Here is a 16,986-nt window from a genome sequence, read left to right on the forward strand (position 1 = left end):
TATAAACAAATAGTTTGTGGATACTCTTATTATGTCATAAGCTGCTAAATTTGCAGCCAATAATAGCATATATATTATGAGAAGACTACTATTCATATTTTCTTTTCTTTCCTTACTTGTTGTGGACGGAAAAGCGCAAGAGGTGGAGACCCTGACATTAGAGGATTGCCTTCGTATTGGTATTGACAATAACTTGTCGTTGGAGGGGAAACGCAAAGAAATACAGAAAAGCAAGTATGGCGTATCTGAGAACCGGTCGAAGTTATTACCACAGATAACGGTGATAGCCGGTTATAATAACAATTTTGATCCACCTGTGTCCGTTACTGACGGCTCTTCTTATGGTGTCCCTTATAATATTACGAAAACATTGCAGCATACTGCCAATGCGGGGTTGGAAATGCAAATGCCGCTTTTCAACCAGACACTCTATACCTCTATGTCCATAGCTAAGGTGATGGAGGAAATCAGCCGCCTGTCTTATGGAAAGGCTAGGGAGGATATCATTATGCAAATCAGTAAAATGTATTATCTCGGACAGGTTACGGCCGAACAGATAGTACTGATAAAAGCTAATATCACTCGTTTGGAAGAATTGAGGGATATTACGCAAGCTTTTTTTGATAACGGAATGTCTATGGAAGTCGATCTGAAAAGAGTGAATATAAATTTGGAAAATCTGAAGGTACAATATGACAATGCGCAGGCTATGATGAAACAGCAGTTGAATATGTTGAAATATATAATGGATTATCCGGCTGAAAAGGAGTTTGTATTAACACCGGTAAATACCGATAGTATTACTACAGTGGCTTTGACCGGTTTGTCGGAAAATATTTATGAACTTCAACTTTCACAATCACAAGTGCAACTGGCAGAGAAACAAAAGAAGATAATTAGTAACGGTTATATACCTTCACTTAGCTTGACGGGTAGTTGGCGATATGCTGCTTATACGGATAAAGGCTACCACTGGTTTCACTCCGGCCCATCCAACCATTGGTTCCGCTCTTACGGGTTGGGACTGACGTTGCGTATTCCTATCTTCGACGGGCTGGATAAGACATATAAAATCAAGAAGGCGATGATTGATATCGAGAACAGTAAGTTGGCATGGGAAAATGCCCGGAAGAGTCTGCAAACTCAGTATCTGAATGCCGTGAACGACTTGATGAACAATCAGCGTAACTTTAAGAAGCAGAAGGATAATTATTTGTTGGCGGAAGATGTGTATACGGTCACATCCGACCGTTACCGTGAAGGAATTGCTTCTATGACTGAAGTGTTGCAGGATGAGATGCAAATGAGTGAGGCGCAGAATAATTATATTAGCGCGCACTATAATTACCGGATCACTAACCTAATGTTGTTGAAACTGACCGGACAAATCGAATCATTAGTCAAATAATAATCATAAATATGGAAACAATGGAAAATAATATTCCTTCCGCTACTCATCAGGAGAAAGCGAAGAAGATGAAGAAACTTCGTCGGTGGCAGATAGCAGTCAGCCTTTTGGGAGTGGCTATTATCGTTTGGGGAGTGATTGAAGTGATCTGTCTTTTCCTGAATTATAGTCAGACGGAGACTAGTAACGATGCACAGATAGAACAATATGTGTCGCCTATCAACTTGCGTGCATCCGGCTATATTGACAAAATCTATTTTACCGAGCATCAGGAGGTACGTAAGGGAGATACGTTACTGGTACTTGACGATCGTGAATATAAGATTCGGGTAATGGAAGCGGAGGCTGCTTTGAAAGATGCGCAAGCCGGTGCAACGGTTATCAATGCGACACTCAATACAACACAGACAACAGCAACCGTTTATGACGCGTCTATCGCGGAGATTGAGGTGCGTTTGGCGAAGTTGGAAAAAGACAGGAAGCGATATGAGAATCTGGTGGAACGGAAAGCGGCTACTCCCATTCAGTTGGAACAGATTGTCACGGACTATGAAGCTACACGTAAGAAGCTGGAGGCTGTGAAAAGACAGAAAAAGGCAGCTCTTTCCGGTGTGGATGAAGTGTCTTATCGCCGTGTGAGTACTGAAGCTGCCATCCAAAGAGCAACGGCTGCACTCGAAATGGCACGTTTGAATCTTTCTTATACAGTTGTGGTGGCTCCATGTGATGGAAAACTGGGACGTCGTTCTTTAGAAGAGGGGCAATTTATTGCAGCCGGACAGACTATTACGTATATTCTCCCCAATACGCAAAAATGGATTGTGGCTAATTATAAGGAGACACAGATAGAAAATCTGAGTATTGGACAAGAGGTATCTGTTACGGTAGATGCGATCAGTGATAAAGAATTCAAAGGGAAGGTGACCTCCATATCCGGAGCTACCGGATCCAAATATTCATTAGTACCAACGGATAATTCAGCAGGCAACTTTGTGAAGATTCAGCAGCGTATTCCGGTGCGAATTGATTTTACCGATTTGTCCAAAGAGGATAATGAACGATTGGCTGCCGGTATGATGGTAGTGGTGAAAGCTAAACTCTAATTACCTACCACCTCCTCCCGCACTATATCTCCTTCTTTAATTTTTAATTTATAATTTTTTATTAAACCCAATGCCCTCTTATCCTAAAAACTATCCTTTTTACAGTTGGATGCCCAAGCCGTTGGGTATTATAATTCTTTTGTTCTTCTTTCTGCCGATTCTTACGGTAGGTGGGGTTTATTCGGTCAATAGTACCGAAATGATGAGTGGGCTTGGTATTATTTCCGAACATATACAGTTTGCCAACTTTGTAACTTCGATAGGTATGGCGGCTTTTGCTCCCTTCCTTTATCAATTGGTATGTGTGCGGCGGGAAAAGATGATGTGTATTGTCGGGTTTGCATTCATGTATATATTCAGCTATATCTGTGCAAAGACTGATAGTGTTTTTCTGTTGGCACTTTGCAGTCTTTTGACAGGCTTTTTGCGCATGGTGCTGATGATGGTCAATTTGTTTACGCTCATTTGGTATGCCGGTGGTATGGAAGCTACCCGCAACATTACTCCCGGTTTGGAACCGAAAGACGCTTCCGGATGGAATAAGTTGGATATTGACCGGTGTGTGAGTCAACCGGCAGTTTATCTGTTTTTTATGATTCTGGGACAGTCAGGTACGGCGCTGACGGCCTGGCTGTCCTTTGAATATGAGTGGAAATATGTATACTATTTTATGATGGGGATTCTGCTGGTATCTATTTTACTTCTTTTTATAACTATGCCGAATTATAAGTTTCCGGGACGGTTTCCTATTAATTTTCGTAAATTTGGCAATGTTACAGCGTTTTGCGTCTCTTTGACGTGCCTCACTTATGTGTTGGTCTATGGGAAAGTACTCGATTGGTATGATGATGAGTCCATCCGGTGGGCGACGGCTGTCAGTATTCTTTTTGCGGGAATATTTCTTTATATGGATGCGAGGCGCCGCTCTCCTTATGTATTGTTGGATGCGTTTAAACTGCGTACCATACGTATGGGAGCATTACTTTATTTGTTGTTGATGGTGATAAACTCCAGTGCAATGTTTGTCAATGTGTTTGCGGGGGTCGGTATGCATATTGATAATTTACAGAATGCGGCGTTGGGTAACTGGTGCATGGTAGGGTATGCTATTGGTGCTGTACTTGCTATGGCGTTGGGAAGTAAAGGATTGCATTTTAAGTATCTATTTGCTATGGGATTCTTTTTTCTGTCTTTGTCTGCCGTATTCATGTATTTTGAAGTGCAGACCGCAGGAGTTTATGAGCGTTTGAAATATGCGGTTATTATCCGTGCCACGGGTATGATGATTTTGTATGCGCTGACGGCTGCCTATGCTAACCAACGTATGCCCTTTAAATATCTTTCCACATGGATCTGCATTATGCTTACCGTGCGTATGGTTGTGGGGCCGAGCATTGGAGGAGCACTCTATACAAATGTATTGCAAGAACGGCAACAACATTATGTAACCCGTTATGCACAGAATGTGGACCTGCTTAATCCGGATGCTTCCGCTTCTTTTCTCGGTACGGTGCAAGGAATGAAATATCAGGGGAAGAGTGAGACGGAAGCCCGTAATATGGCCGCCATATCTACCAAAGGCCGTATTCAGGTGCAGGCTACACTTTCCGCTCTTAAAGAAATGGCGGGATGGACGATCTATGGTGGATTAATTTGTATGATATTTGTGCTTGTTATTCCTTATCCTAAACGAAAATTGTTAACTTAGTGCCGTTTTTAGTAGTACTCTGTTAATATGTTGTTATAATGGGAATTGGACGAGATCGTTTGCTGCAGTTTGAACGCGATTTGCTAAACGGAAAAAATATATGTAGTTCAAGAGGAATATTTGTGACTTTTCCCTCCCCGCTGCAAGCACCTTTTCGTATGAAGGGGTTGGGGGTGATTGTTTGTGGACAAGGAGAGTTTCTGTTTTTACTCAATCAGAAGAAACATTTGGCTAAGGCGGGTGAAAGTTTGTTTATTCCTGAAGATGGTGAATTTCAGATCCTCGAAGAATCTAGGGATTTGGAAATACAGATGTTGTTTTATCAGATAGATCCTATTCGGGATATTATGGGTAATCTGGTTGTTTCCATGTATATGTATTCTCGGTTGACATCTGAAGCCCCTTCTTGCGTGTGGAATACCGGTGAGGAGGAAGATATTCTGAAATATATGTCTTTGTTGGATAGTGCTTTGCAGCCTGAAGAGAATTCATTTAAGTTCTATGAACAGAAGTTGCTTCTGCTTGCACTGACATACCGGATTTGCTCTATTTATAATCGTAAACTTGTTGGTGAAAGACGAGATGCGGGAGGGCGTAAGCGTGAAACCTTTATCCGCTTGATTCAACTGATCGAGCAGCATTATATGCAGGAGCGGGGAGTCGAATTTTATGCAGATAAATTATGTCTGTCACCCAAATATTTGTCTGCTATATCTAAAAGTATCTGTGGATATACGGTACAGGAACTCGTTTTTAAGGCGATTATACGTAAATGTATCTCCTTGCTTAAAAATACTCAAAAAAATATTCAGGAAATATCCAATGACTTTGGCTTCCCAAATGCCTCCTATTTTGGTACTTTCTTTAAGAAGCAAATGGGGATGTCGCCACAACAGTATCGGAAAAGTCTCTAAAGGATTATTCCTTTTCTCCGTAAGCAAGGTCGCCTGCGTCACCCAATCCGGGAACGATATAAGAATGTTCGTTGATTTCAGGATCAATAGCGGCACACCAGATAATAGTCTTGTCTTCGGGGAATATATTTTTGATATGTTCGATGGCTTGTTGGCTGGCGATAATGGAAGCTACATGAATCTCGGCTGGGTGACCTTTGGTCAGCATTGCCTGATAACTGAGTTCCATGCTACTACCCGTTGCCAACATGGGATCTGTGATGATTAGTGTTTTGTCATCAATGCGTGGTGAAGCAATATATTCTATGTGTATATCAAATTTCAGTGTATCCTTATATTTACGGTAAGCAGAAACAAATGCGTTCTCCGCTCCGTCAAAATAGCTTAGGAAGCCTTGATGAAAAGGTAGACCGGCACGTAGAATAGTACTGATAACCAATTGGTCGTCCGGAGTGCTGACTGGGGCAATTCCGAGAGGTGTCCGAATGTTCTTTACCGAGTAGGTAAACTCCTTACTCATTTCATAAGCCATGATTTCTCCGATACGCTCAATGTTACGGCGGAAACGCAGGCGGTCGTTCTGAACTTCTACATTTCTAATTTCGGAGACGTATTGGTTTAGAATCGAATTTGTTTTGCTAAAATCAACTACTTTCATGATGAATAATTATTTAATGTATCCCGCATTATTTTGTTTTGCAAAGTAAGCGATAATCTTTCAAATTGCAATATTCAGTTTGCAGATATTGTTAGGAATTTATAAAAGAGATTCAATTAGGGAAAAATTTCTCTAATCCCTTCTTGCATTCCAAAGAAAGTATTACTTTTGTACCCGGATTTACAAGAGGGTATCCAATCTCCTCTGCATTTATATATCATAGAAAGAGATAATAAAACAAAATACCAATTTTAATTAATTCAAAAGAAAATGGCAAATTTAGATTTGAGCAAGTACGGTATTACAGGTGTAACAGAAATCCTGCACAACCCGTCTTATGATGTTTTGTTCGCTGAAGAAACAAAACCGAGTCTGGAAGGCTTTGAAAAAGGTCAAGTAACTGAATTAGGTGCTGTTAATGTAATGACAGGTATCTATACCGGTCGCTCTCCTAAAGATAAATTCTTCGTTAAGAATGAAGCTTCTGAAAATTCAGTATGGTGGACTTCTGACGAATACAAAAACGACAACAAACCTTGTACTGAAGAAGCTTGGGCTGACTTGAAGGCTAAAGCTGTGAAACAGTTGTCTGGCAAGCGCTTGTTCGTTGTTGATACTTTCTGTGGCGCTAACGAAGCTACTCGTATGAAAGTACGTTTTATCATGGAAGTAGCTTGGCAGGCTCACTTCGTGACTAATATGTTTATTCGCCCGACAGCAGAAGAGCTTGCTAACTACGGAGAACCTGATTTTGTATGTTTCAACGCTTCTAAGGCTAAAGTTGACAACTACAAAGAACTGGGCTTAAACTCAGAAACTGCTACAGTATTCAACTTGAAGACTAAAGAACAAGTTATCCTGAACACTTGGTACGGTGGTGAAATGAAGAAAGGTATGTTCTCTATCATGAACTACATGAACCCGCTTCGTGGTATCGCTTCTATGCACTGTTCTGCTAACACAGATATGGAAGGTACTAGCTCTGCTATTTTCTTCGGTCTGTCAGGTACAGGTAAGACTACTTTGTCTACTGACCCGAAACGTAAATTGATTGGTGACGATGAACACGGATGGGATAACGAAGGTGTATTCAACTACGAAGGTGGTTGTTATGCTAAGGTTATCAACTTGGATAAAGACAGTGAACCGGATATTTACAATGCTATCAAGCGTAACGCTTTACTGGAAAACGTAACTGTTGATGCTAATGGTAAGATCGATTTCACGGATAAGAGTGTAACGGAAAATACTCGTGTTTCTTATCCTATTTATCACATCGAAAACATCGTTAAACCTGTATCTAAAGGTCCTCACGCTAAACAGGTTATTTTCTTGTCTGCTGATGCGTTCGGTGTATTGCCTCCGGTATCTATCTTGAATCCTGAACAGGCTCAATACTACTTCTTGTCTGGATTTACAGCTAAGTTGGCTGGTACAGAACGCGGTATCACTGAACCTACTCCGACTTTCTCAGCCTGCTTCGGTGCTGCTTTCTTGTCATTGCACCCGACTAAATATGCAGAAGAACTGGTTAAGAAAATGGAAATGACCGGTGCTAAAGCATACTTGGTTAACACTGGCTGGAATGGTTCCGGCAAACGTATCTCTATCAAAGATACTCGTGGTATTATCGATGCTATCCTTGACGGTTCTATCGACAAAGCTCCGACTAAGGTTATTCCTTATTTCGATTTTGTTGTTCCTACAGAACTTCCGGGTGTTGATCCGAAAATCCTTGATCCGCGCGATACTTATGAATGTGCTTGCAAATGGGAAGAGAAAGCAAAAGATTTGGCTGGACGTTTCATCAAGAACTTTGCTAAGTTTACAGGTAACGAAGCTGGTAAGGCTTTGGTTGCTGCAGGTCCGAAGCTCTAATTGGAAAATCAGATATAATAGAAAAGCGGTTCGAATGTCGGACCGCTTTTTTGTTTGCTCAACATGAAAATATCTAAAGAAAATTGCGTTATTTTGCAGAATAACTATTAATCATATAAAATATGGAAGAACAAAATAATAACGGTCAATTGCAGATTGAATTGAAGGAAGAAGTGGCACAGGGTACATATGCCAATCTTGCTATCATTACCCATTCAAGCTCAGAATTTATTCTTGATTTTATACGTGTAATGCCGGGTATGCCTAAGGCTGGAGTGCAATCTCGTATTGTTGTAGCTCCTGAGCATGCAAAACGCCTGTTGCGGGCTTTAGAAGATAATATCGCTAAATATGAACGGGTATTTGGTCCGATACGTATTTCTGACGAATCTTCGATTCCTCCTTTAGCGAGCGTAAAAGGCGAAGCGTGAGACTGATATAAAAATATTAAAAAATAAAAAAAGGTTGTAGTGCATTGAATATTCAAATATTATTCGTATTTTTGCAGCCCAAAATGTATAGTTACGAAATTAATATAACAATAATATAAATCAAAAAACAATTAAAATGCCTACAATTCAGCAATTAGTAAGAAAAGGACGCGAAGTGCTGGTGGAGAAAAGTAAATCTCCGGCCTTGGATTCTTGTCCTCAAAGACGTGGCGTTTGCGTGAGAGTATATACTACTACTCCGAAGAAGCCGAACTCTGCAATGCGTAAAGTAGCTCGTGTACGTTTGACTAACCAAAAAGAGGTTAACTCATACATTCCGGGAGAAGGACACAACTTGCAGGAACACTCAATCGTTTTGGTACGTGGCGGTCGTGTAAAAGACCTTCCAGGTGTACGTTATCACATTGTACGTGGAACTCTTGATACAGCAGGTGTTGCTGGTCGTACTCAAAGACGTTCTAAATACGGCGCTAAGCGTCCGAAACCGGGACAAGCTGCACCGGCTAAGAAAAAATAAGGATTAAAACCTAATTAAAATTAAAGTAATAACTTACGTTTTAGTTTGTTGGAGATGCTAAAGGTTGAGTAAATTCTCCGGTGGGAGAGTTGAAGAAGTCAAGAAGTAGACAACCAAGAACAAAAAACATTATTTTTCAAACAAATGAGAAAAGCAAAACCAAAAAAACGCGTTATCCTTCCGGATCCCGTGTTTAATGACCAAAAGGTTTCTAAGTTCGTAAACCATTTGATGTATGATGGTAAAAAGAATACATCTTATGAAATCTTTTATGCCGCTCTGGAAACAGTGAAAGTGAAACTTCCTAATGAAGAAAAATCTGCTCTCGAAATCTGGAAAAAGGCTTTGGATAATGTGACTCCGCAAGTGGAAGTTAAGTCTCGCCGTGTAGGTGGTGCTACTTTCCAAGTTCCTACTGAAATCCGTCCGGATCGTAAAGAATCAATCTCAATGAAGAATCTGATTCTGTTTGCTCGTAAAAGAGGTGGTAAATCAATGGCTGATAAGCTGGCTGCTGAAATCATGGATGCCTTCAATGAACAAGGTGGTGCATACAAGCGTAAAGAAGATATGCACAGAATGGCTGAAGCTAACCGTGCATTTGCTCATTTTAGATTCTAATACTATAAGATACAATCATTAAAACTTAAAGTAAAAGGAATTAAGATGGCTAAGCAAGATTTACATTTGACTCGTAATATCGGTATCATGGCTCACATCGATGCCGGAAAAACAACAACTTCTGAACGTATCCTGTTCTATACCGGATTGACTCACAAAATTGGTGAGGTACATGATGGTGCTGCTACTATGGACTGGATGGAGCAGGAGCAAGAACGTGGTATTACTATTACATCTGCAGCAACGACTACGCGTTGGCAATATGCAGGTGATACTTATAAAATTAACTTGATTGACACTCCGGGACACGTTGACTTTACTGCTGAGGTAGAACGCTCATTGCGTATCTTGGATGGTGCTGTTGCTGCTTACTGTGCAGTAGGTGGTGTAGAACCTCAGTCAGAAACTGTATGGCGTCAGGCTGACAAGTACAATGTACCTCGTATTGCCTACGTAAACAAGATGGACCGCTCTGGTGCAGACTTCTTTGAAGTAGTTCGTCAGATGAAGGATGTGCTTGGAGCTAATCCTTGTCCTATTGTTGTTCCTATCGGTGCTGAAGAATCTTTCAAAGGTCTTGTTGACCTTATCAAAATGAAAGCTATCTATTGGCATGATGAAACAATGGGTGCTGACTATACTGTAGAAGAAATTCCAGCAGACCTTGTTGATGAAGCAAACGAATGGAGAGATAAAATGCTCGAAAAAGTAGCTGAATTTGATGATGCTTTGATGGAGAAATATTTCGATGATCCTTCTACTATTACAGAAGAAGAAGTCTTGAGAGCTCTTCGTAATGCAACAGTTCAAATGGCTGTTGTTCCAATGCTTTGCGGTTCTTCATTCAAGAATAAAGGTGTACAGACTTTGCTTGACTACGTTTGTGCTTTCTTGCCTTCTCCATTGGATACTGAAAATGTGATAGGTACAAATCCGAATACTGGTGCAGAAGAAGATCGTAAACCGAGTGATGATGAAAAGACATCAGCTTTGGCGTTTAAGATTGCTACTGACCCGTATGTTGGTCGTTTGACTTTCTTCCGTGTATATTCAGGTAAGATCGAAGCTGGTTCTTATATTTACAACTCTCGCTCTGGAAAGAAAGAACGTGTTTCTCGTCTGTTCCAGATGCACTCAAACAAACAGAATCCGGTTGAAGTAATCGGTGCTGGTGATATCGGTGCAGGTGTAGGTTTTAAAGATATCCATACAGGTGATACATTGTGTGACGAAAGTGCTCCGATTGTACTTGAGTCTATGGACTTCCCGGAACCGGTTATCGGTATTGCGGTTGAGCCTAAAACTCAGAAAGATATGGATAAATTGTCTAATGGTTTGTCTAAGCTTGCTGAGGAAGATCCGACGTTTACGGTAAAAACTGATGAGCAGACAGGTCAGACTGTTATCTCTGGTATGGGTGAGCTTCACTTGGATATCATTATCGACCGTTTGAAACGTGAGTTCAAAGTAGAATGTAATCAAGGTAAACCGCAGGTTAACTACAAAGAAGCAATTACAAAAACAGTTGATCTTCGCGAAGTTTATAAGAAACAATCCGGTGGTCGTGGTAAGTTTGCTGATATCATTGTTAAGATTGGTCCGGTTGATGAAGACTTCAAGGAAGGTGGATTGCAATTTGTTGATGAAGTAAAGGGTGGTAATATTCCTAAGGAATTTATTCCGTCGGTTCAGAAAGGTTTTACAACTGCGATGAAAAATGGTGTATTGGCGGGTTATCCGTTGGATTCACTGAAAGTAACTTTGGTTGATGGTTCATTCCATCCGGTTGACTCTGACCAGTTGTCTTTCGAAATTTGTGCTATCCAAGCATATAAGAATGCATGTGCTAAGGCAGGTCCGGTGCTGATGGAGCCTATCATGAAGTTGGAGGTTGTAACTCCGGAAGAAAATATGGGTGATGTCATTGGTGACTTGAACAAACGCCGTGGCCAGGTTGAAGGTATGGAGTCCAGCCGTTCAGGTGCTCGTATCGTGAAAGCAATGGTTCCGTTAGCTGAAATGTTTGGTTATGTAACAGCGTTGCGTACAATCACTTCAGGTCGTGCAACTTCATCTATGGTTTACTCTCATCACGCTCAGGTTTCTACTTCTATTGCTAAGGCTGTATTGGAAGAAGTGAAGGGACGTGCTGATTTACTCTAAAATATCTAAGGCAGCAGGCTAGCGAATGACTCTTAGCCTGCGGCTTTATTTTATTTATAACTATCTAAATTTAAAATTGTAATGAGTCAGAAAATTAGAATTAAATTGAAATCTTACGACCACAACTTGGTTGACAAATCAGCTGAGAAGATTGTAAGAACCGTAAAGGCTACGGGTGCTATTGTTAGTGGTCCAATTCCTCTTCCTACGCACAAGCGTATCTTTACAGTGAACCGCTCGACTTTCGTAAACAAAAAGTACTCGTGAACAGTTTGAACTCTCTTCTTACAAGAGATTGATCGACATCTATAGCTCAACAGCTAAGACGGTAGATGCTCTGATGAAGTTGGAGTTGCCGAGTGGTGTGGAAGTAGAAATTAAAGTTTGATAATTAAAAATTAGTGAAATGCCAGGATTATTAGGAAAAAAAATCGGAATGACATCCGTTTTCAGTGCCGATGGTAAAAATGTACCATGCACTGTTATCGAAGCAGGTCCTTGTGTTGTTACTCAAGTTAAAACTGTAGAAAAGGATGGCTATGAAGCTGTTCAGTTGGGTTTCCAAGACAAAAAGGAAAAGCACACAACTAAACCGTTGATGGGTCACTTTAAAAAAGCTGGAGTAACACCTAAGAGACACTTGGCTGAGTTCAAAGAATTTGAAACAGAATTGAATCTGGGTGATACAGTCACTGTAGAAATGTTTAATGACGCTAACTTTGTTGACGTTGTTGGTACTTCTAAAGGTAAAGGTTTCCAGGGTGTAGTAAAAAGACATGGTTTTGGTGGTGTAGGTCAGACTACTCACGGACAGCACAACCGTGCTCGTAAGCCGGGTTCTATCGGTGCTTGTTCTTACCCTGCAAAGGTATTCAAAGGAATGCGTATGGGTGGACAGCTTGGTGGTGACAGAGTCACTGTACAAAACTTGCAGGTATTAAAAGTAATCGCGGATCATAACCTTCTTTTGGTTAAAGGTTCTATCCCGGGTTGCAAAGGTTCAATCGTATTAATTGAGAAATAATGGAAGTTAACGTATATAACATTAAAGGTGAAGACACTGGGAGAAAGGTTACGTTAAACGAATCTATCTTCGGAATTGAGCCCAACGACCACGCTATTTATTTGGACGTAAAGCAGTTTATGGCTAATCAGCGTCAGGGTACTCATAAGTCAAAAGAAAGAAGTGAAATCAGTGGTTCTACTCGTAAGATCGGTCGTCAGAAAGGTGGCGGTGGAGCACGTCGTGGTGATATGAATTCACCGGTTCTTGTTGGTGGTGCTCGCGTATTCGGCCCGAAACCAAGAGACTACTTCTTCAAGTTAAATAAAAAAGTTAAGACATTGGCTCGTAAGTCCGCTTTGTCTTATAAAGCTCAAAACAATGCGATCGTTGTCGTTGAAGATTTCAATTTTGAAGCTCCAAAGACGAAAGATTTCGTTGCAATGACAAAAAATCTTAAAGTTTCCGATAAAAAGCTACTTGTGATTTTACCGGAAGCAAATAAAAACGTATATTTGTCAGCTCGTAACATCGAGGGTGCTAATGTTCAGACTATCTCAGGATTAAATACTTACAGAGTATTGAATGCTGGGGTTGTTATGCTTACAGAAAACTCTCTGAAAGCTATTGACAATATCTTAATTTAAATAGGAGGCTTAAATAATGGGAATTATTATTAAACCGTTGGTAACAGAGAAAATGACTGCAATTACAGATAAGCTGAATCGTTTCGGCTTTGTTGTGCGTCCTGATGCTAACAAACTGGAAATTAAGAAGGAAGTTGAAGCTCTTTATAATGTTACAGTGGTTGATGTGAATACTGTGAAGTATGCTGGCAAAAATAAGAGCCGTTATACCAAAGCAGGTATCATCAATGGTCGTACGAATGCTTTCAAAAAAGCAATCGTAACATTGAAAGAAGGAGATACTATTGATTTTTATAGCAATATTTAATAAAAATGGCAGTACGTAAATTTAAGCCCACAACACCGGGGCAAAGACATAAAATTATTGGTACTTTCGAGGAAATTACTGCATCAGTACCAGAAAAGTCTCTTGTATATGGTAAGAAATCATCTGGCGGTCGTAACAACGAAGGTAAGATGACTATGCGCTACATTGGTGGCGGTCATAGAAAGGTGATTAGAATTGTTGATTTCAAGAGAAATAAGGACGGTGTTCCAGCAGTGGTTAAAACAATTGAATACGATCCGAACCGTTCGGCTCGTATCGCTCTGTTATTTTATGCTGATGGAGAAAAAAGATATATTATTGCTCCCAATGGATTGCAAGTTGGTGCGACTCTGATGTCAGGTGAAACAGCAGCGCCAGAGATTGGTAATGCTCTTCCTCTTCAAAACATTCCGGTGGGTACTGTGATTCACAATATCGAATTACGTCCGGGACAGGGTGCTGCTCTGGTTCGCTCAGCTGGTAACTTTGCTCAGTTGACTTCTCGTGAGGGTAAGTACTGTGTAATTAAGTTGCCTTCAGGTGAAGTAAGACAGATTCTTAGCACTTGTAAAGCTACTATCGGTAGTGTAGGTAACTCTGATCATGGATTGGAAAGTTCAGGTAAAGCTGGACGTTCTCGTTGGCAAGGACGTCGTCCTCGTAACCGTGGCGTTGTAATGAACCCGGTTGATCACCCGATGGGTGGTGGTGAAGGACGTGCTTCCGGAGGTCACCCAAGATCACGTAAGGGATTGTATGCTAAGGGACTTAAGACTAGAGCTCCTAAGAAACAATCATCTAAGTACATTATTGAGAGAAGAAAAAAGTAATCTGATTAATTGAGTAAACTATGAGTCGTTCATTAAAAAAAGGTCCATATATTAACGTTAAGCTTGAAAAGAGAATTCTTGCCATGAATGAATCAGGTAAGAAAGTCGTAGTAAAGACATGGGCCAGAGCTTCAATGATTTCGCCTGATTTTGTAGGCCATACAGTTGCAGTTCACAATGGAAATAAATTTATTCCTGTTTATGTTACCGAGAATATGGTAGGACACAAGTTGGGCGAATTTGCTCCAACTCGTACATTCAGAGGACACGCTGGTAATAAGAAAAAATAACAGGATTTATTTGAAATAATAAAGTATAATAATAATGGGAGCAAGAAAAAAAATATCGGCTGAAAAAAGAAAAGAAGCCCTTAAGACCATGTATTTTGCAAAATTGCAAAATGTTCCTACTTCTCCGCGTAAGATGCGTCTGGTTGCAGACATGATTCGTGGTATGGAAGTGAACAGAGCACTTGGTGTTTTGAAATTTTCTTCAAAAGAAGCTGCTGCAAGAGTGGAAAAATTGCTTCGCTCTGCAATTGCTAACTGGGAACAGAAAAACGAACGTAAAGCTGAAAGCGGAGAATTGTTCGTAACAAAGATTTTTGTTGATGGTGGAGCTACACTCAAAAGAATGAGACCGGCACCACAGGGTAGAGGTTATAGAATTCGCAAACGTTCAAATCACGTAACATTGTTCGTTGGTGCTAAAAGTAATAACGAAGATCAAAATTAAGGTAGATGGGACAAAAAGTTAATCCAATAAGCAACCGTTTAGGAATTATCAGAGGATGGGATTCTAACTGGTATGGTGGAAATGATTACGGTGATTCTTTGCTGGAAGATAGCAAAATCCGTAAATATCTTAATGCAAGACTTGCAAAGGCAAGTGTATCAAGAATCGTAATTGAACGTACGCTGAAGCTCGTTACTATTACTGTTTGTACTGCTCGCCCAGGCATTATCATTGGTAAAGGTGGCCAGGAAGTTGATAAGTTGAAGGAAGAGTTGAAGAAGGTTACCGACAAAGATATTCAAATCAATATCTTTGAAGTGAAAAGACCGGAACTGGATGCTGTGATTGTTGCTAATAACATTGCTCGCCAGGTAGAAGGTAAAATTGCCTATCGCCGCGCCATCAAGATGGCTATCGCAAACACTATGCGTATGGGTGCTGAAGGTATCAAAATTCAGATTTCAGGACGTTTGAATGGAGCTGAAATGGCCCGTTCTGAAATGTATAAAGAAGGAAGAACTCCGTTGCACACTTTCAGAGCTGATATCGACTACTGTCATGCAGAAGCATTGACTAAAGTAGGTTTGCTGGGTATCAAGGTTTGGATTTGTAGAGGTGAAGTGTTTGGTAAGAGAGAATTGGCTCCGAACTTTACACAAAGCAAAGAAAGTGGTCGTGGAAACAATGGTGGAAACAACGGCGGAAAGAACTTCAAAAGAAAGAAAAATAATCGCTAAACGAATTTGAATTTTAGGAAACTATGTTACAACCGAAAAAGACAAAATTCAGAAGACAACAGAAAGGCCGTCAGAAAGGTAATGCCCAGAGAGGTAACCAGTTGGCTTTCGGTTCTTTTGGCATAAAGGCTTTGGAGACTAAGTGGATTACAGGCCGTCAGATCGAAGCTGCTCGTATTGCAGTAACAAGATATATGCAACGTCAAGGACAGATCTGGATCCGTATATTCCCGGATAAGCCGATCACTAGAAAGCCTGCCGATGTACGTATGGGTAAAGGTAAGGGTGCTCCAGAGGGATTTGTGGCTCCCGTAACTCCAGGTAGAATCATTATTGAAGCTGAAGGAGTATCTTACGAAATCGCGAAAGAAGCATTGCGCTTAGCTGCTCAAAAGCTTCCTATTACAACGAAGTTTGTCGTAAGACGTGATTATGATATTCAAAATCAAAATGCGTAAGTGTTATGAAAATTGCAGAAATTAAAGAAATGACTACTAATGATTTAGTAGAAAGAGTAGAGGCAGAAACAGCTAATTATGACCAAATGGTTATCAATCATTCTATTTCTCCTTTGGAAAATCCTGCTCAAATCAAACAATTACGCAGGACTATTGCGCGTATGAAAACTGAGTTACGCCAAAGAGAACTTAACAATAAATGATCAGCTTGATGGAAGCAAGAAATTTAAGAAAAGAAAGAACAGGGGTTGTGTTGAGCAATAAGATGGATAAGACTATCACAGTTGCTGCCAAGTTTAAGGAAAAACACCCTATATATGGTAAGTTCGTTAGTAAAACGAAGAAGTACCATGCTCACGATGAAAAGAATGAATGCAATATCGGTGATACTGTAAGCATCATGGAAACTCGTCCTTTGAGCAAGACTAAAAGATGGAGATTAGTAGAAATAATTGAAAGAGCTAAGTAATTATGATACAAGTAGAATCCAGACTTACAGTATGTGATAACAGTGGAGCGAAAGAGGCTTTGTGTATCCGCGTTTTAGGTGGTACAGGTCGTCGTTATGCTTCAGTGGGGGATGTCATTGTTGTTTCAGTGAAAAGCGTTATCCCTTCTAGTGATGTTAAAAAAGGTGCAGTATCAAAGGCTTTGATTGTACGTACAAAGAAAGAAATCCGTCGTCCTGATGGTTCTTATATACGTTTTGATGATAATGCTTGCGTGTTGTTGAATAATGCAGGTGAAATTAGAGGAAGTCGTATTTTCGGTCCTGTAGCAAGAGAACTTCGTGCTACAAACATGAAAGTTGTGTCACTTGCGCCTGAGGTACTTTAATTTTGTAAAA

General features: G+C 40.4%; 21 protein-coding genes and 1 pseudogene. 21 read left to right on the forward strand and 1 reads right to left on the reverse strand.

The features are described from left to right. The first annotated feature begins 76 nt into the window (after positions 1–76). From BACFIN_RS18510 to BACFIN_RS18495, 4 genes are all read left to right on the forward strand, one after another. The gene (locus BACFIN_RS18510) at positions 77–1,408 is read left to right on the forward strand and encodes a TolC family protein (RefSeq protein ID WP_007747891.1); all 1,332 of its coding nucleotides are present in this window, start codon (positions 77–79) and stop codon (positions 1,406–1,408) included. A gap of 11 nt (positions 1,409–1,419) precedes the next feature. Beyond that, complete coding sequence (locus BACFIN_RS18505; protein ID WP_007747893.1) at positions 1,420–2,511, forward strand: HlyD family secretion protein; 1,092 nt, start codon at positions 1,420–1,422, stop codon at positions 2,509–2,511. Positions 2,512–2,581: 70 nt separating this feature from the next. Further along, a complete protein-coding gene (locus tag BACFIN_RS18500; RefSeq protein WP_032839023.1) occupies positions 2,582–4,219 on the forward strand; it encodes an efflux MFS transporter permease in 1,638 nt (545 codons plus the stop codon). A 38-nt stretch (positions 4,220–4,257) separates the two neighbouring features. Further along, positions 4,258–5,133, forward strand: coding sequence for an AraC family transcriptional regulator (locus BACFIN_RS18495; RefSeq protein WP_007747898.1), 876 nt, complete (start codon positions 4,258–4,260; stop codon positions 5,131–5,133). Between the two features lie 4 nt (positions 5,134–5,137). Here BACFIN_RS18495 and upp read toward each other — a convergent pair whose 3' ends face one another. Continuing rightward, positions 5,138–5,791, reverse strand: a complete 654-nt coding sequence (upp, locus tag BACFIN_RS18490; RefSeq protein ID WP_007747913.1) for a uracil phosphoribosyltransferase — start codon at positions 5,789–5,791, stop codon at positions 5,138–5,140. Between the two features lie 270 nt (positions 5,792–6,061). On the opposite strand from upp, the gene pckA reads away from it, so the two are divergent. From pckA to rplN, 17 genes and pseudogenes are all read left to right on the forward strand, one after another. Then, the gene (gene pckA / locus BACFIN_RS18485; protein ID WP_007747916.1) at positions 6,062–7,669 is read left to right on the forward strand and encodes a phosphoenolpyruvate carboxykinase (ATP); all 1,608 of its coding nucleotides are present in this window, start codon (positions 6,062–6,064) and stop codon (positions 7,667–7,669) included. A gap of 122 nt (positions 7,670–7,791) precedes the next feature. Continuing rightward, positions 7,792–8,100, forward strand: coding sequence for a DUF3467 domain-containing protein (locus tag BACFIN_RS18480; RefSeq protein ID WP_007747918.1), 309 nt, complete (start codon positions 7,792–7,794; stop codon positions 8,098–8,100). 136 nt (positions 8,101–8,236) lie between these two features. Continuing rightward, positions 8,237–8,638, forward strand: coding sequence for a 30S ribosomal protein S12 (gene rpsL / locus BACFIN_RS18475; protein ID WP_005675419.1), 402 nt, complete (start codon positions 8,237–8,239; stop codon positions 8,636–8,638). A gap of 144 nt (positions 8,639–8,782) precedes the next feature. Further along, on the forward strand, positions 8,783–9,259 hold the full coding sequence (rpsG, locus tag BACFIN_RS18470) for a 30S ribosomal protein S7 (protein WP_005675420.1): 477 nt from the start codon (positions 8,783–8,785) through the stop codon (positions 9,257–9,259). Between the two features lie 45 nt (positions 9,260–9,304). Further along, entirely contained in the window at positions 9,305–11,422 is a 2,118-nt protein-coding gene (gene fusA / locus BACFIN_RS18465) for an elongation factor G (RefSeq protein WP_007747921.1), read from the forward strand. An 81-nt stretch (positions 11,423–11,503) separates the two neighbouring features. Then, positions 11,504–11,810: pseudogene (gene rpsJ, locus BACFIN_RS20390) on the forward strand (30S ribosomal protein S10). Positions 11,811–11,828: 18 nt separating this feature from the next. Next, a complete protein-coding gene (gene rplC, locus BACFIN_RS18460; protein WP_007747928.1) occupies positions 11,829–12,446 on the forward strand; it encodes a 50S ribosomal protein L3 in 618 nt (205 codons plus the stop codon). Next, entirely contained in the window at positions 12,446–13,072 is a 627-nt protein-coding gene (gene rplD / locus BACFIN_RS18455; protein WP_007747930.1) for a 50S ribosomal protein L4, read from the forward strand. The genes rplC and rplD overlap by 1 nt, the downstream gene beginning before the upstream one ends. 16 nt (positions 13,073–13,088) lie before the next feature. After that, positions 13,089–13,379, forward strand: coding sequence for a 50S ribosomal protein L23 (gene rplW, locus BACFIN_RS18450; RefSeq protein ID WP_007747932.1), 291 nt, complete (start codon positions 13,089–13,091; stop codon positions 13,377–13,379). 5 nt (positions 13,380–13,384) lie between these two features. Continuing rightward, positions 13,385–14,209 carry a 50S ribosomal protein L2 gene (rplB, locus tag BACFIN_RS18445; protein WP_007747936.1) on the forward strand — a complete coding sequence of 275 codons (825 nt, stop codon included), beginning with the start codon at positions 13,385–13,387 and terminating at the stop codon, positions 14,207–14,209. A 20-nt stretch (positions 14,210–14,229) separates the two neighbouring features. After that, entirely contained in the window at positions 14,230–14,499 is a 270-nt protein-coding gene (gene rpsS, locus BACFIN_RS18440; RefSeq protein WP_007747939.1) for a 30S ribosomal protein S19, read from the forward strand. A 34-nt stretch (positions 14,500–14,533) separates the two neighbouring features. Next, positions 14,534–14,944, forward strand: a complete 411-nt coding sequence (rplV, locus tag BACFIN_RS18435) for a 50S ribosomal protein L22 (RefSeq protein WP_005675428.1) — start codon at positions 14,534–14,536, stop codon at positions 14,942–14,944. A 5-nt stretch (positions 14,945–14,949) separates the two neighbouring features. Further along, on the forward strand, positions 14,950–15,681 hold the full coding sequence (gene rpsC / locus BACFIN_RS18430) for a 30S ribosomal protein S3 (RefSeq protein ID WP_005675430.1): 732 nt from the start codon (positions 14,950–14,952) through the stop codon (positions 15,679–15,681). Between the two features lie 23 nt (positions 15,682–15,704). After that, the gene (gene rplP, locus BACFIN_RS18425) at positions 15,705–16,139 is read left to right on the forward strand and encodes a 50S ribosomal protein L16 (RefSeq protein WP_004291234.1); all 435 of its coding nucleotides are present in this window, start codon (positions 15,705–15,707) and stop codon (positions 16,137–16,139) included. 5 nt (positions 16,140–16,144) lie between these two features. After that, positions 16,145–16,342, forward strand: coding sequence for a 50S ribosomal protein L29 (gene rpmC, locus BACFIN_RS18420; RefSeq protein ID WP_007747942.1), 198 nt, complete (start codon positions 16,145–16,147; stop codon positions 16,340–16,342). Further along, positions 16,339–16,608, forward strand: a complete 270-nt coding sequence (rpsQ, locus tag BACFIN_RS18415) for a 30S ribosomal protein S17 (RefSeq protein WP_004296341.1) — start codon at positions 16,339–16,341, stop codon at positions 16,606–16,608. The genes rpmC and rpsQ overlap by 4 nt, the downstream gene beginning before the upstream one ends. Before the next feature lie 2 nt (positions 16,609–16,610). Beyond that, on the forward strand, positions 16,611–16,976 hold the full coding sequence (gene rplN, locus BACFIN_RS18410) for a 50S ribosomal protein L14 (protein ID WP_004296340.1): 366 nt from the start codon (positions 16,611–16,613) through the stop codon (positions 16,974–16,976). The last annotated feature ends 10 nt before the right edge of the window (positions 16,977–16,986 follow it).

Source organism: Bacteroides finegoldii DSM 17565, assembly GCF_000156195.1.
Lineage (GTDB): Bacteria > Bacteroidota > Bacteroidia > Bacteroidales > Bacteroidaceae > Bacteroides > Bacteroides finegoldii.